The organism is Streptomyces sp. NPDC020965, assembly GCF_044333555.1.
GTDB lineage: Bacteria > Actinomycetota > Actinomycetes > Streptomycetales > Streptomycetaceae > Streptomyces.
On the sequence record NZ_JBIRRE010000006.1, the window covers coordinates 304,082 to 317,993 of the forward strand.

A 13,912-nucleotide genomic window follows, 5' to 3' on the forward strand; every position below is an offset into this window, starting at 1 on the left:
CGGTGTTACTTGCCGCTCGGCTGCTTCGGCTGACGCGGCGAGAGCAGAACAGCGGCGAGCAGGAGCAGAACGGCCTCCGGCGCGTAGACCGGGGCGCCGCTGACGGCCGCCTCGGGCTCGGTGAAGAGACCGCGCACGGCGGTGCGCTCAGCGGCCTCGGCGCGGACGGTGCGGGTACGGATGGGAGTGTGGACTGACATGTTTCCTCCAGGTTGTCTGCCGCCCGCTTTTTCGGACGGGTCAACCGGCGTCGCACGGCGGATACCGGCGACGGACAGACCGGCGTGGTTACGTGCCGTCACGAGATGGTCACCCAATGGCGCAACGACTCGCCATGGCAAGTCACCCTTTTTCACCTGATCAAGTGAACAAGGTGCATCGCAATGAAGCCGCGAAGAAACGCTTCTCCCTCGGCTGGGCAGGCGATCCCGACGGCGTCCACCCCACCCGCCCCGCCCCGGAACCCCGCATGGCGGATTGCCACCCACCGCCCACCCTGCTCACCCGCGCGCACCCGCCCGCGATCCGCTCGGTGAATCACCCGTACGGGGGGGGCCGCCTCGGTCCGGGTCCAGCTCCCCGGGCAGCGGCCGGGGCGTCATGGCGTGCGCGCATCCGGGGCAGGCGTACCGCCCGGCTCCTGTCGGCACCGGCGCACCGGTGAAGCACCCGCACCGCGCGCAGCGCACCCTGCGAGCCGGTGGTACGGGCACGGTGAGCCCCTCGGGCGTCACCGCGCCTCCCTCGCGCCGGGCCGCCGCCCGCGCCGGTGCCGCCCGCGCGCCCTCGCGGCTTCGGTACCACCGGTACCGGCATCGGCATCGGTATCGGTGAGGACCAGCACCCGGACCGGTCGGCCGTAACAGCGGCAGCGGTAGCCGACCCCGGGCCGGTCGAGCGGCGGCATGCAGGCGAGCCGGGGATCAGGATGGGCGCGGTGGATCGCCACCACCGCACCGGCCGCGAGCGCCACGGCCGTGCTGATCAGCGCCCAGAACGCCACCCCGTCGGCCGGGCTCACCGGGTCGCCGCCCGCCGGGCGGCGACCCGGAACCATACGGTCTTGCCCCCCCACGCGTCGGCGACGGCCCCCAACAGCAGCAACCCGCGCCCGTGTTCCGCCCCGGGCCCCGCCCCCGCCGCTTCCGGCAACGGCCCGGCCCGGCCGTCCCGTACCCGCACCAGCACATACCGCCGCCGGATGAAGACACAGACCCTGATGACGGATGTCCCGGTGTGCCGGTGCGCATTGGTGACCACCTCGGAGGCGCAGAGCAGCACATCATCGACCAGCTCCGGATGCGCCTCCCGCACGGGCCCGGCGATCCGGTCACGCACCTTCCGTGCGGCGCTGGGGTCGTTGGCCACCGCTATCCGCAGCCGGACGGATCCGCCGGGTGCGCCGTGTTCACCGCGTTCCTGTCCGAACACGCGATCGTGCTCACCCCGCCCCCCCACGCCTACCTCACCGCTGCCTCCGGCGCTGAAGGGAACCGGCTGTTGCGGGAGCGGCACGCGAGTGGTCTCAACGCGGTCCTGCGGCCCGGCGACCAGGAGGAGGCCGACCGGCTGGTCGCCGACATGGGTCCGCTGCCCGACGGCGTGTTCTCCTGGACCGACCTGCTCAACCCCACCGCCTTGGAGCGGTTCCTCGACGACCCGGCGCCCGAACGGTGACCTCGCAGCCCGAACCGGCCGTCCGCATGGAGGTGAGCGAGGCCCTGATCCTGGTGACCGTTGGCACGGTCCCCGGCTCGGTCACGGCCGTGCTCGCCCAGTAGCTCGCGGACACCGTGGTTCACCTGCCGGTCCCGGCTGCGGCCATGATCGGATTCGTGACGATGCCCGCAGACATGAACTACCCCCGCGCGGGCGGGGCGGACACTTCGTGACCTGCGGGTCTGTCACGTGATCATGCTATTTTCCTTTACCTGCTTCAGAGCAGCTCCCAGGCGTTGTTGCTGTGTCTGCGTTCGGCGGCGCGGGGCCTGGTGGCACCGTATCCGTTGAAAGCATCGGCGCGTCGCCGGTTCGCCTCAGATAGCGGAGGCCGGCCAGCGGACCAGCCAAGGAGGGGAGGCCGGTGGCCGCTGCCTGGCAGTGACGACCCGACGCCACCAACCACCACTCCCCCAGCCACCGACGGGGCGGCCGGTGACCGGCTACCCGGCGTAGACAACCCGACCCAACCCCACCGCCACTCCCCCATGTGGGCGGGGCGGATTCCAGCAAAAGCCCCTGGTGCTCCTCCTCCGCCGAACGACCCCCGCGCGGCGGGCGGGGCGGGCTTCGGAGGGCGAGGGGCGACCCGCGTGGATGACGACCGTCTTTCTGCGTTCTGGATCACGTACAGGAAGCGGGACGATGTGGCGTCTGGGCAGCGTCGTCTGTCTATCGTTGGTGCGGGACCGTGTCTTCGGGCAGCGTGATTCACTCGTGGCGTCATCGCGCGACCCCTCAATGCGCTGGAAGTGAAATATGTCCGAATCTTCGGAAGTTGACAAAAACAGGCACCCGCCGAGGTAAACTCGCAGGTCGCGAAGGGTGGTCCCCGCGCACGCGGGGGTGTTCCCGTACCGAGCGCCCGGCCGGACTCCGGGCCCATGTGGTCCCCGCGCACGCGGGGGTGTTCCCCGAAGCATCAAACAGCGAGCGGCCCCCTGGCGGTGGTCCCCGCGCACGCGGGGGTGTTCCATCCACCACGTGGGTACTGTATCCACTATGTGGTGGTCCCCGCGCACGCGGGGGTGTTCCCATCAACGTCACGCTCACGTCGCGCATCCGCTGGTGGTCCCCGCGCACGCGGGGGTGTTCCCGGCGCTCCACCCGTTCGCGTCACCAAACAGCGGTGGTCCCCGCGCACGCGGGGGTGTTCCCTCACCGTCATCGATCCGTGCCCGCAGGTCGTCGTGGTCCCCGCGCACGCGGGGGTGTTCCCCGCGTGTCAGGTCGGCCGGAAGGTAGGAGGTCGTGGTCCCCGCGCACGCGGGGGTGTTCCCGTTTTACGCTGCTAGACGGTGGGTGTTTGCGAGTGGTCCCCGCGCACGCGGGGGTGTTCCCGTTTTACGCTGCTAGACGGTGGGTGTTTGCGAGTGGTCCCCGCGCACGCGGGGGTGTTCCTCATCCTCGGGGGTCAGCGTCAGGTAGCGAGCCGTGGTCCCCGCGCACGCGGGGGTGTTCCAGAAGGAGGCGGCAGCCGCGATGTCGGGACTGCCGAGATCGAGCCAGTTGGGAGATCCGGTGCGGAAGTCGGTGCCGAGCATGTGGGTCCTCCGGCGCGTGGAGCGACACGGTCGCCGACCACCATGCCCGCGCGCCGCGCTCAGGACGGCGTACAGCGGCCCACTTGTCCGGCCGATTCATCCGTTCGCATTACCACCCGGCCGGGCCCCGGCACGGAGGTGGGCCGTGCGGGTGCACCGGAGGACCGCTCCTGGCCACCTCTCGCTTCCACAGCTCCACCAGACGGCCGTGGAGATCGTCAAGGCGCGCTCGTCATCAACCCTCGAGGGTTCGCGACAGTCTTGGGCGTCGCAGCTCTAGAACTGTGTGAACGAGGAAGATCCGGACCATTCCCGGGCCAAATCATTGACTCAGGGCCCCAACGCACGCGTCTCCGCAAGTCATGAGTCCGCGGTGCCGGTACCACCAGCAGACGAAGAACCTCCTCGTGTCGTATTCACCGAAGAAGCTGGGCTTCTTCTAGGCACCGAAAAAGGGCGCCTGACCAGGGCGTGCGTTCGGGAATGTGGTGACGGCTCTGCAACGCGAGGACGCGGATGCGGTCCACCGGGGGTCAGCCCACAGCCGCACCGGCGCGGGGAAGGCCCGGGAACGTGGACTCCGTGACAGGTAGCACCACCTGTGGGCCCTTGTGAGGTGGTCCGTATGCTCTGCTACTAGTTGATCACTCAATCGGGGGGAAAGCATGGAGTCGAAGCGGCGTCGAATCGCACTGTGGGCTGGTCTTGGCGTGCTGGTGGTGGGTGCCCCGGCCACCGTGTACGGCGTGGTGCAGGACCAGGAGGCGGAAGCCCGCGAGGCGGTGGAGCGCGCGACGCTGGCGATCATGCAGCAGCGTGCGGACCTGTCCAGTGCCGTCGCACGCGAGGAACGGGCACCCGTACCACGCGGGATGACCGCGGATTTGACGACCAAGCTGGGACCGCACTACGCGGAGATCGCGAAGTCGGGTCGTGCGTGGGCCGCCAAGGGCGAGGGGTGGCGTGAGGCGGAGGTGGAACTGGTCCCGCTCTCCGTCGACCTCATCGACGACTCCGCCACGATCCGCTTTCATTCATTCACCCACATCCGCTACGAGGACGCCACGGTTGAAGGGTCCGACCAGGACACACCCGCGCTGTCGATGCACAGCTTCGCCTTCGTCCAGCAGGACGGCGAATGGCGCCTCGGCCGGGACCGCACCCAGAAGGACATCAACGGCGTCGGATAGCCCCCGGACGGAAAGCCCGAACTGCCCACACCAACGGGGAAGAAGGCGGTGGCCGACCTCTTGGCCGTCTCTGCGGTTGGACGACGTCACCCAACCGCGGGCGGTTCCGAATCCGCGACGCGCACAGCGCATACGGACCGCTTCCTGTGCAGCCTCGGCCAGCCGCCGACTGGGTCGCGGCGACCAGTATGCCGGAGACCTATCGGGCCAGGCACGCGTTGCGAGACACCGGGCTCGCGCTGGGGATCGCCCCGCGAGTGGTCGACCGGATCGCGAAGTCGTTCCCGCACATTCGTGCCCGCGACATCCGTAGGGCGCTGGTCGAGCTGCCCGAATTGCAGCCCCTCGCCGCCGAGGCAGCGTCGTTCGGGCCCTTGCGGGAGCTCGCCGAAGGGCTGGACGCGCTGCCGCGGGGACACCCTCGGCATGTTCCAGTTGGACTCTGTTTCAACTCCAGGCGTGTTGCCCGCGCGTGGCAGGTATACGCCACAGGGTCGGACGGCGGCCGGGGTGATGTTCATCGATCGTTTGTGGTGCAGCGTTGGTCCCCGGTGGGATCACCGCTGATGACCGCTGCCATCACAGCTGTGTATTGGACGGGCGTGGACCGGTGGCCGGACGCTGATGCCAGGCTGCAGTTCTGCAGCCGCATTCCAGAGTTCCCGGGTCGGAGGAGGCGTCGTCATCGGTGGACTCCAGGACCGCTGAGCTTGCCGAGTTTCTGCCCCACCGGTCCCTGACCGGCGACACGGACAGGTCCCTACGGTCTTCCCGTCGATGCCCGACCGGCCGGGCGAAGCGAGGAAGGCGAGGGGCGCAACGGCTTCGTACGCCGACGCTCCTTCGAACCCGCCGCGTATCCGCCTCCGCAGCCGTCCCCTTGTCCGGGAACACTCCAAGGCGCCGACACCGTATGAGCACCGCACTCGTGGCCCCGGCCGCAGGTGCCGGCCACCGTCGACATCGGCGCCGCGTACCGCAGGGCGGAGTGTGACCGAGAAGCAGGCGATGAAAGGACATCCCCCATGACGAGCGCATTCTTCCCGGAGCGCGCTGAGGCTCACCCCTACGTTTTCGCCGACTCCGGGTCGGAAGAGCGTGATCGTCTGCGGCTGCTGGCGCGATTACTGGATCCGCTGCACCAGCGGACGCTGAGAGCGGCCGGGATTCGCGCGGGGATGCGCTGCCTGGAACTCGGATCGGGAGCGGGCACGATGGCCGCGTGGATGGCCGATCAGGTGGGAGCCGATGGTCATGTCATGGCCACGGACATCGATCTGTCGATTCTGAAGGACCTGCGACGCCCGAACCTGACCGTGCGTGAACTCGACGTGATCACGGACGAGATGCCGCGAGGCGCTTTCGATGTGATCACCTGCCGTGCGCTCCTGCACCATCTGCCGCAGCGGGAGGCCGTGGTGAAGCGTCTGGCTGGTGCTCTTGAGCCGAACGGTGCCCTGGTCCTGATCGAGCCGGATGCCGGCGCCGCGGTGTTCGGCGATCCGGAGCAACAGCGCTTCTGGTCAGCCTGGTGCCGCTGGGGAGAGGCCGAGGGAATCGACTTCCAACTCGGCCGCAAACTGCCCCGAACCGTTCAGCGAGCGGGGCTCGACCTCCGTGACGTGACCATGGAGGTGCCCTTCTACGGCGGCGACTCCTCCTGGGGGGAGCTCTACCGCTCCACCGTCAGAGCAGCTCGGCCGCGCCTGGACGGCTGGGTCGACCCCGAGCTGATGGCCGGGTTCGAGCACTCCGGCACCCGAAGCGCTCATCCGATGTGCTCGTTCGGCTGGGTGGCGGTCCGCGGCCGAGCCGCCCATGAGGCGAAGGCGGTGCGATCGCGGTGAAACCCCCCAAGGTCACCATCGTCGGCGCGGCGGGCGGGGTGGGGGCATCCCTCGCCCATCTCCTCGTCAACGCCCACGACCCTTACGAGATCGCGCTCATCGGCCGAAGCCCGCAGTCCGTCACCTGTCTGCTGATGGATGCCGCATCACTCGCGCCGCTGGGACGGACGCCGATCGTCAGACACGGAGAGACCCGGGATTTCCACGACTCGGACATCATCGTCATCACCGCGTCGGTCCCGTTGACCGCCTGGGCGCCACGCGCGGACTCGTTGGCGGACAATGCGGAGGTGGTGCACCCCTACTTCCGCGAGATCGCCAAAATCTCTGCGGACTGGCGTGGGCACGTCATTGTCGTGACCAACCCGATCGATGTGTTCAGCAGTTGGCTGCGGCGGTATGCGCAGATCGACCGCTCAAGGATCCTGGGCTACTCATGGAACGACAGCCTGCGTCTGCGAGTGGCCGTCGCCCGGGCCCTGGGAGAGGACGCGGCGGACATCACGGCCTGGGTCATCGGCGAGCACGGGGACGCGTTCGTGCCGCTCTTCGATCGGATCCTGGTGGCTGGCGAGCCCGTACGACTGTCCACCCCCCAGTGCGAGACCATCCTCGCCGACCTGCGGACCTTCTACACCCGATGGGGTCGACTCGGCATCCCGCGCACCACGGAGTGGACCACGGCCGCGGGAGTCGCCCGGATGATTCACGACATCACTCACGGATGGCCGGTCCAGTGGACGGCTTCCGTGGCCCTGAACGGGGAGTACGGCTTGAGCGACGTCAATGTCGGAGTCCCCGTCGCCATGGACGCACAGGGAGTCCTGGGCGTGGTCGAGTGGAACCTGGAGGCATCGCAACATGCCGCCCTCGAACGGGCGGCGGCTGTCGTACGGGACCGGGTGGACGGTCTAGGCGGGCTGTGAGCGGCCCCGCGCCCCGCCGCCGAGCTCTGGTGCCGCGGATCACCGGTGGTACGCGGGCCCCAACCCAGGTCACGATAATCCTCCGCCCCCGGTCACGCGGCGCTCGTGCGCCGTGACCGGCTCGGGTTCACTCGCGCCCGGTCCCCCACGCCACAGCCCCGCGAGCCCGACGCCCACCTCCTGGACCGCCGACACCACTCGTGCGGTGAGACCGTGCCGCCCTCCTCCGTACCATCCGTCAGATACCTGACACCCAACACCGTATGCAGCCTTCTGATCAGGAACCGTAGCTACCAGCCCTCCCTCAGGTGCGCGTTGTGGACCTCGTGCCCCTTGGCCTCCAGGCCCGCGATCGGTGCCTCGCAGCGGGACCGCTCCCGCATGGCGCCGGTCTCGTCCACCAACGCTGTGAACGGTCCGCCGAGGAAGACCCCGCCCGACGCTGCCCGTGCTCATTCACACCCTTAACACAGTGGATGAGAAACGGTGGATGCCCCGTCGTCCAGCGACGGGTCCGTGCTAACGAGGTCCGGGACATCGCCGAGCTGCGATTCACTGACGGTGACCGCGCCGAAACCCGCCCCGGTGAGGACTTCCCCATCAGTTCCCATGGCTCTCCCCCGCCATTCGCACAACTCCCATCGCTTGTTCCACCGTCTCGTTGCTCAGACTCGGGGTCGCCAGTGCGGGGTTGTCGGGACGGGCGCGAAGACCGTTGAGGAGAATTTCGAGGTAGCGGCGCCAGATGTCCGGCTGCTGGCCCCGGGTGAACTGGGCAGCGGCGTACAGCATGTGCTGGATGACCGGAATATCGGAAGGAGTCACCTCCGGACGGAGATCCCGACCTTCCTGGGCCCTGCGGATCAGGGCTTCCAGGAACGGCGCCTCGATCAGGTCGACCCCATGCTTCACCCTGAATCCGACCCGGTGGCCGATGCGCTCGATCCGGCCGGGCCTCGTGCCTCGCGTGGCGATTCCGGGGTCAGCCCGGATGAGGGCGGGCGGAGACCGTCATGGTGATGGGGGCGGGGCCGAGTGTGGCGGCTGCGACCGGGGCGGGTTCACTGCCCGGTGCCGGGTTCAGGTGCCAGCGCGCGGTGACGGCGGCGGTGAGCAGGGTGAGTTCCGCCAGGGCGAAGTCTCCTCCCGGGCAGGCGTGCACTCCCGCGGCGAAGGGAATGCACGCGCCCTGCGGCGGCTGGGCGCGGCGGGTCGGGTCCCACCGGTCGGGGTCGAAGGACTCTGGTCGCGAGTACCAGCGGGCGTCGCGGTGCATGGCGTAGGGACTGTAGAAGACCTGGGTTCCCCGCTTGATGGAATGCCCGCCCAGTCGCAGGTCGGTGGCGGCTCGCCGGGGGAAGAACCAGATGGGCGGGTAGAGCCGTAGGGTCTCCTGGACGATGTGGCGGGTGTGGATAAGTTCGGGCAGGTCCGAGGGGGCGGCGGGGCGGTCGCCCAGCACGCGGTCGATCTCCTCGTCGAGGCGTCGACGGATCTGCGGGTGTCTGCCGAGGAGGATGAACAACCACGCCGCCGCGGCCGCGCTGGTGTGAGACCCGCCGATGAGCAGTGCGGTCACGTCATCATGGAGTTGCTGTTCGTCCGCGCCGGCGGACAGTCGGGCCATCGTGGGGCTGTCCGGGTTGGCGGCGATGACCTCGTCCACCACATGGTGAATACCGGTCAGGGCCTTTCGATACCTGCTGCGCTCCGGAGTGGGTACGCGGTCGAGAAGTGCCGCCGTCGGCCCGTGGGCACGGCGGGCCAGGCCGGCGACGACGATCGGTAGATCGTGGTGGATCGACGAGCCGGCCCCGGCCGGGAGATGTTGTCCGAAGATGGTGGCGGCCACCACGTTCAGGGTGAGATCGGCCATCTCGGCGTTCAGGTCGATACTCTGGCCATCGCTCCAGGAGGCCGCTCTGGCATTGGTGTGATCGGCCATGGCGTCGAGGTAGGGCGCCAGGCGCGTGGTGTTGAGCAGGGGCTGGATCACGCGTCTGCGGTCACGGTGGTGTTTGCCGTCGGCCACGGCCACGCCGTTCCCGAACAGGGGGCGTGCCCTGGTGAAGATCTCACCGCGGTCGAAGCGCCGGCTGGGTCCGGTCAGCATGGCCTGGACCAGGTCCGGGTGGTTGAGGATGAAGGCGGGCCGGCGTCCGATACGGATCTCCACGATGTCTCCGTACCCGCGTTGCCGGTCGAGGAAGGCCAGGGGGTCCTTGATCAGGCTCATGGCGTGGCCCACGAGGGGGAGGCCCCCGGGGGCGCGGGGTACCCGGTGTGTTCCGTGTCCGGAGGGTGCCGCCATGTCAGTCCCTTCCCGTTCGCGTGGTCCCGGAGTGGTAGCGCGGTGTCCGCAGACCCCATTCCAGATGGCCGCGGACCCAGACGCGGAGGGAGGCGGCACAGCGATCCGCGTCGGTCCGGACGGTGTCCGGCAGTCCCAGAGCAGCGGTGAGCGCGGAGAGCTCTCGGCAGGCGGCCGTGTAGGTCCGAACCCTTCGTTCGCAGGCGGCCGACACCTCGGCGGCTGCCACCCGTCGGGCCTGGAGTCGTTCGTGCGCGGTGACGAGTACGAGGTTGTGAAGGTCGCCGTGTGCGGCCTCCTTGTCCACGGTCATCAGATCGTTGGTCCAGCACACCAGGTCCGCGGCCGCGACCAGGAGATCCTGGTAGGCGCGTGAGTAGTAGACGCTCGACGGCAGCGCGCCGCCGTTCGTTCTCTCGACCAGATCGAACGTCGGCATGATGGCTCCGAACGCGCGGCGCCAGTACGGGAAGGTGCCGGGGAACGGGACCTGCGCGGCCTGCCGGTGCGCGGCCTGCCATACACAGGCGGACAGATAGGCGCTCACGTGCTGGCGGAACCTGAGTTGCCAGGCATCGCTCATCCCCGCCGACGCCTCCCCGATGATCTCCTCCAGCGCCCGGCTCATCGGCCGGGATTCGGAATCGAGGGTGCCCAGGGCGGTGGCCTGGAGGTCGTGCAGGTGTTCCTCCAGGCGATCGGCGTCACGGCCCAGATCGCTCTCGTCGATCCGGTCGTCGAGAAGGAAGAGCCATGCCATCCATTTGGCCGACAGCGTCAGGTCGGCTTCGGTCGCCTCCGGGTGGCACCATGCGGCCAGCAGACCGGGCCGGATGCGGATCAGATTCTCCCGTTCCGCTGCGTCGTCGCAGAGTTCACCCGCGTCCACCCAAACGAGCGTCCTGGCGTCAGCGGTGTCGGCGTGGGGGCCGCACCGGGCGGGCCCGCTCCAGATCGCCGATCCCTCAACCGGTCTGGTCGACAGCATGGTTCCGTTCCCTCCCTCGGCCCGAAGGCAGAACACCCCACATAGCGATCATCGCGTGCGCCACATCGATGAAATCGGTTCGCCTCAGGTGTGCCAGGGCGGCGACAGCTTCCGCCTCCGGCAGAGTCCCCTGCTGATCCATGACCGGCATCAGATCGGCCACCGAGAGCCGCCACGCGGCTCCTGCGGCGTTCTCCGAGGTCAGGGTGGAGCAGTGGACACGCACTCCGACCTCGACGAGGCCCTGCCCGAGCAGCGGGGCCGGAAATGATCGCGCCCATGCCTCCACGTCACTGCCGAGTACCGAGGCGAGGGTCGTGGTGATCGCGCCGCCCAGGCGTCGTACGACCGGATCGGAGGAGGACGCGGCGGGAAAGAAGGAGGGGTCCTCGACGTAGATCCGTCCCCCCGGTGCCAGCCAGGACACCATCCTGGCCAGCACCGCGTCCCGCTCGCGCAGATGGCACAGGACGCTGCGGGCGAGGATGAGGTCGAACGTCCCGGATGGGAAATCCTCGGTCCGGACGTCGTGCCGGAGCACGCGCACACCCGGGTGCCGAAGTGCTGCCAGGAACCGAAGGTCGGTATCGGTGGCCGTGACCTCCGCTCCCGGACATCGCCGTGCGAGCCAGCGCGACACCGTACCGGCCCCCGCTCCGATCTCCAGGCACCGTGCCCCCGGAGGCACCTCCCACCGTGAGATAACTGCCTTCGTCGGGGGATCGCACACGACGGCCAGAGCCTGGAGCCGCTCTCTCTGTGAAGGGTGCTCGAAGGCGAACATCTCGTCCCCGTAATCCGGACGATCCCCACCGGCCAGCGGGTCCTTCCGCATAGCCCCTCCTCCTCAGGCGCCCCTCAGGGGAAGTGCCCTTCGGTGCTTCGCAAGGGAATTCCTTCACCCGTCCGGCAGGGGACGGCGCGTTTCGATGAGTGTGCTCTCATTGTCAGAGGAATCCTCTTCGAATTCCCGGATCTGACGGCCGGTGCCGCCCCCCTGAAGAAGCTCGTTCACCTGCACATACCGTTCGCAGGGAGACACTTACCCATTCCGGGTAGAACTGATGCCGCCTTCAAGGACTTGCTCACAGTGCCCCCGGACGACCATCGGGCGAAGCCCTACACCTCCCACGGTCACGCCTCCCCTCGTCGCCACGGGGAGTCCAACGGCGAGGAATCGGGGCCCGGGAGCGGCCATCACCGCGAACGAGTACGGCCGCCAACCGCCCCTGCCCATGCGCAGGTCAGCGGCATGGGACGGCATGACGTACAACCCCACATCGCGCGGCCACACGTCCCACCCCGATCATGGACGGAGACCTGCCCCATCAAGACGGAATGCCAATAACTCTTTCATTCGATATTCCTATGCACAATTCCGAAGGCGCAACCCACGAGTTGACCGCACGGCACGGCACGAAGCAAGGTGCGGCAACACGTCACCATCGGGTGCATATTGAATCATCGTCACAATGGGAAACGAGACGCATCGAACCCCACGGGGCCGTGCGCCATTCCCCCGCACCGACCGCATGACGGCACCCCTACTTGGGGATGGATGGGCTGAGAACCGGAGCAGGTACCAGGTCGCGACAGCCGCCGAACCGCGCCGATCGGCGAACGGGCCTCAAAGGTTCCAGCCCATCCCGAGGAGGCACCGCATGGCAGCGCGGACAACCACCAGACATGTGATCGTCATCGGCTCCGGAATCGCGGGAACCACCGCCGCGTTCCGTCTGCGACAAGCGGGGCACCATGTCACTCTCCTCGAACAGGAGGACTACCCCGGTGGCCGCATGTCCTCATACACGAAAGCCGGCGAGTACGGCCGGTACCGGATCGACCGGGGCGCGAGCTGGCTCTCCCACAACTACCGGCCCATGATCGAACTGCTGGAGGAGACGGGGCTCGCCTCACACATGCTCCCGTGCTCCAACGAACTGGGCGTGCTCCGCGACGGCAGGGTTCACCGTCTGTCGCTGGTACGGCCATCGGACCTGCTGCGCACACGGCTTCTGGGATGGCGGTCCAAGCTCAAAGCAGTGCGCCTTCTTCGTGACCTCTCAGCAGCGCGCTCGTCACTGAGCTGGAACGACATGTCCGAAGCGGCCGGGATCGACATCGAGAGCGCACAGGACTACGCCCTACGCCGCCTCGACCGGCCCCTGCTCGACTATCTGGTGGAGCCCTTGTGCGGCACTCAGTTCCTCGCCCCCGCCGACGAGGTCTCGGCCGTCGGGGTCCTCAGCATCATGTGGGGCACCTTCGGAGCGGCGAGCTTCACCTTCGACGGTGGCGCCGGCCGGCTCCCCACCCTCCTCCTCGATCTTCCCCTGATGCGATCCGAGCAGACGCGTGTCGAGCTGAACGCACGAGTGCACGAAGTGCGGCAGGACGGAAACGGCGTCCACGTCACCTGGGAGCGCGACGGGACGAGCAGCGTCGCCCACGCGGACGCGTGCGTCGTGGCCGTTCCCGGACCAATCGTGGCGAACATCGTCCACTCGCTCACCGACGATCAGCGCGCGTACCTCACCGGACTGCGCTACACCAGCGACGTCCATGTCACCTACGGGCTGCGCAGGGCGCCCCGCGAAACGGCGCTGGGTGTCGCCGTTCCCCTCCGGGAGCACCCCGACCTGTGCGTGGTGCTGCACGAGCACAACCTCGGCCCCGGGCGGGCCCCCGCGGGCCGGGGTCTGGTCTCCCTCGTGTTCCGGCACCACTGGAGTGCCGCACATATCACCCTCGACGACGACAGGGTCATCGAGGACTCCCTCACCGCCGTCGACGAGGCCCTCCCCGAACTCGCCGCCCACATCGGCGAGCACCGCGAGATGGCTGCCGTCCAGCGGTGGGACAGAGCAGTCCTCGCCCGCCCCGCCGGTGGCTACCGCGACCTCGCGCGCTTCACCAACAGCCTCGACACCCGATCACCGGTCCAGCTCGCCGGAGACTACTTCGCGTACAGCACCACCAACAGTTCCCTGGCGACCGGGGAGACCGCCGCGCATCGCATCGCCGCCCTCCTTTCCGCACCGTGACGCCTCGGCTTGATCATCGCCACACACGCCGCGTGCGCGACCACGGCTTGTCTTCGGGCAGCGTCTTGGGCGAGGGCGCCCGCGCGGTTCACCCTGCGGGTGGTTCCGCGCCCGCCCTCGTAGCCCTTCAGGTCCTCACCACTGCCTCCGGGCCCGTGGGTCAGCGAACCGACGCGGAGGCCGTCAGGGCGTCCATCGCCACGGTCAGTGCGGCTTCCCGGGACAGGTCGGCGACGTCAGCGGTCCCGTCCGCCGCCTTGAAGTACTGGACGTAGGAGTACGGCGTCGCCGTACGGGCTGAAGTCCCCCGCCCGCGACCGGGGTCCGAGGCGCTCGTTGTCCC

12 protein-coding genes, 1 pseudogene and 1 CRISPR repeat array are annotated in these 13,912 nt (G+C 68.8%); of the genes and pseudogenes, 6 read left to right on the forward strand and 7 right to left on the reverse strand.

Annotation, left to right across the window (positions count from 1 at the left end):
* Nucleotides 1-5 precede the first annotated feature (5 nt).
* From ACH4S7_RS20455 to ACH4S7_RS20465, 3 genes are all read right to left on the reverse strand, one after another.
* Complete coding sequence (locus tag ACH4S7_RS20455) at nucleotides 6-200, reverse strand: hypothetical protein (protein ID WP_398522626.1); 195 nt, start codon at nucleotides 198-200, stop codon at nucleotides 6-8.
* Between the two features lie 530 nt (nucleotides 201-730).
* Complete coding sequence (locus ACH4S7_RS20460) at nucleotides 731-1,021, reverse strand: hypothetical protein (protein ID WP_398522627.1); 291 nt, start codon at nucleotides 1,019-1,021, stop codon at nucleotides 731-733.
* Nucleotides 1,018-1,431, reverse strand: coding sequence for an ATP-binding protein (locus ACH4S7_RS20465; protein ID WP_398522628.1), 414 nt, complete (start codon nucleotides 1,429-1,431; stop codon nucleotides 1,018-1,020). Before ACH4S7_RS20465 ends, ACH4S7_RS20460 begins: the two co-directional genes overlap by 4 nt.
* Here ACH4S7_RS20465 and ACH4S7_RS20470 point away from each other — a divergent pair.
* The 5 genes and pseudogenes from ACH4S7_RS20470 (at nucleotide 1,405) to ACH4S7_RS20490 (ending at nucleotide 7,226) form a co-directional block, all read left to right on the forward strand.
* Nucleotides 1,405-1,677 carry a hypothetical protein gene (locus tag ACH4S7_RS20470; RefSeq protein ID WP_398522629.1) on the forward strand — a complete coding sequence of 91 codons (273 nt, stop codon included), beginning with the start codon at nucleotides 1,405-1,407 and terminating at the stop codon, nucleotides 1,675-1,677. The two genes, ACH4S7_RS20465 and ACH4S7_RS20470, sit on opposite strands and share 27 nt — an antisense overlap.
* Before the next feature lie 867 nt (nucleotides 1,678-2,544).
* Nucleotides 2,545-3,181: a CRISPR direct-repeat array (repeat unit 28 nt; unit sequence GTGGTCCCCGCGCACGCGGGGGTGTTCC).
* A 747-nt stretch (nucleotides 3,182-3,928) separates the two neighbouring features.
* Nucleotides 3,929-4,453, forward strand: a complete 525-nt coding sequence (locus tag ACH4S7_RS20475) for a hypothetical protein (RefSeq protein WP_398522630.1) — start codon at nucleotides 3,929-3,931, stop codon at nucleotides 4,451-4,453.
* A gap of 173 nt (nucleotides 4,454-4,626) precedes the next feature.
* A pseudogene (locus ACH4S7_RS20480) lies at nucleotides 4,627-4,896 on the forward strand (hypothetical protein); the annotation flags it as partial.
* Between the two features lie 501 nt (nucleotides 4,897-5,397).
* Entirely contained in the window at nucleotides 5,398-6,300 is a 903-nt protein-coding gene (locus ACH4S7_RS20485) for a class I SAM-dependent methyltransferase (protein WP_398522631.1), read from the forward strand.
* Nucleotides 6,297-7,226 carry a malate dehydrogenase gene (locus ACH4S7_RS20490; protein WP_398522632.1) on the forward strand — a complete coding sequence of 310 codons (930 nt, stop codon included), beginning with the start codon at nucleotides 6,297-6,299 and terminating at the stop codon, nucleotides 7,224-7,226. Before ACH4S7_RS20485 ends, ACH4S7_RS20490 begins: the two co-directional genes overlap by 4 nt.
* A 600-nt stretch (nucleotides 7,227-7,826) precedes the next feature.
* Here the strand turns inward: ACH4S7_RS20490 and ACH4S7_RS20495 are convergent.
* From ACH4S7_RS20495 to ACH4S7_RS20510, 4 genes are all read right to left on the reverse strand, one after another.
* A complete protein-coding gene (locus ACH4S7_RS20495) occupies nucleotides 7,827-8,138 on the reverse strand; it encodes a hypothetical protein (protein WP_398522633.1) in 312 nt (103 codons plus the stop codon).
* 70 nt (nucleotides 8,139-8,208) lie between these two features.
* Complete coding sequence (locus ACH4S7_RS20500; RefSeq protein ID WP_398522634.1) at nucleotides 8,209-9,537, reverse strand: cytochrome P450; 1,329 nt, start codon at nucleotides 9,535-9,537, stop codon at nucleotides 8,209-8,211.
* A 1-nt stretch (nucleotide 9,538) separates the two neighbouring features.
* The gene (locus ACH4S7_RS20505) at nucleotides 9,539-10,525 is read right to left on the reverse strand and encodes a terpene synthase family protein (RefSeq protein ID WP_398522635.1); all 987 of its coding nucleotides are present in this window, start codon (nucleotides 10,523-10,525) and stop codon (nucleotides 9,539-9,541) included.
* The gene (locus tag ACH4S7_RS20510; RefSeq protein WP_398522636.1) at nucleotides 10,503-11,360 is read right to left on the reverse strand and encodes a class I SAM-dependent methyltransferase; all 858 of its coding nucleotides are present in this window, start codon (nucleotides 11,358-11,360) and stop codon (nucleotides 10,503-10,505) included. Before ACH4S7_RS20510 ends, ACH4S7_RS20505 begins: the two co-directional genes overlap by 23 nt.
* An 826-nt stretch (nucleotides 11,361-12,186) precedes the next feature.
* Here ACH4S7_RS20510 and ACH4S7_RS20515 point away from each other — a divergent pair.
* Nucleotides 12,187-13,569, forward strand: a complete 1,383-nt coding sequence (locus ACH4S7_RS20515) for a protoporphyrinogen/coproporphyrinogen oxidase (RefSeq protein WP_398522637.1) — start codon at nucleotides 12,187-12,189, stop codon at nucleotides 13,567-13,569.
* Nucleotides 13,570-13,912: the final 343 nt, after the last annotated feature.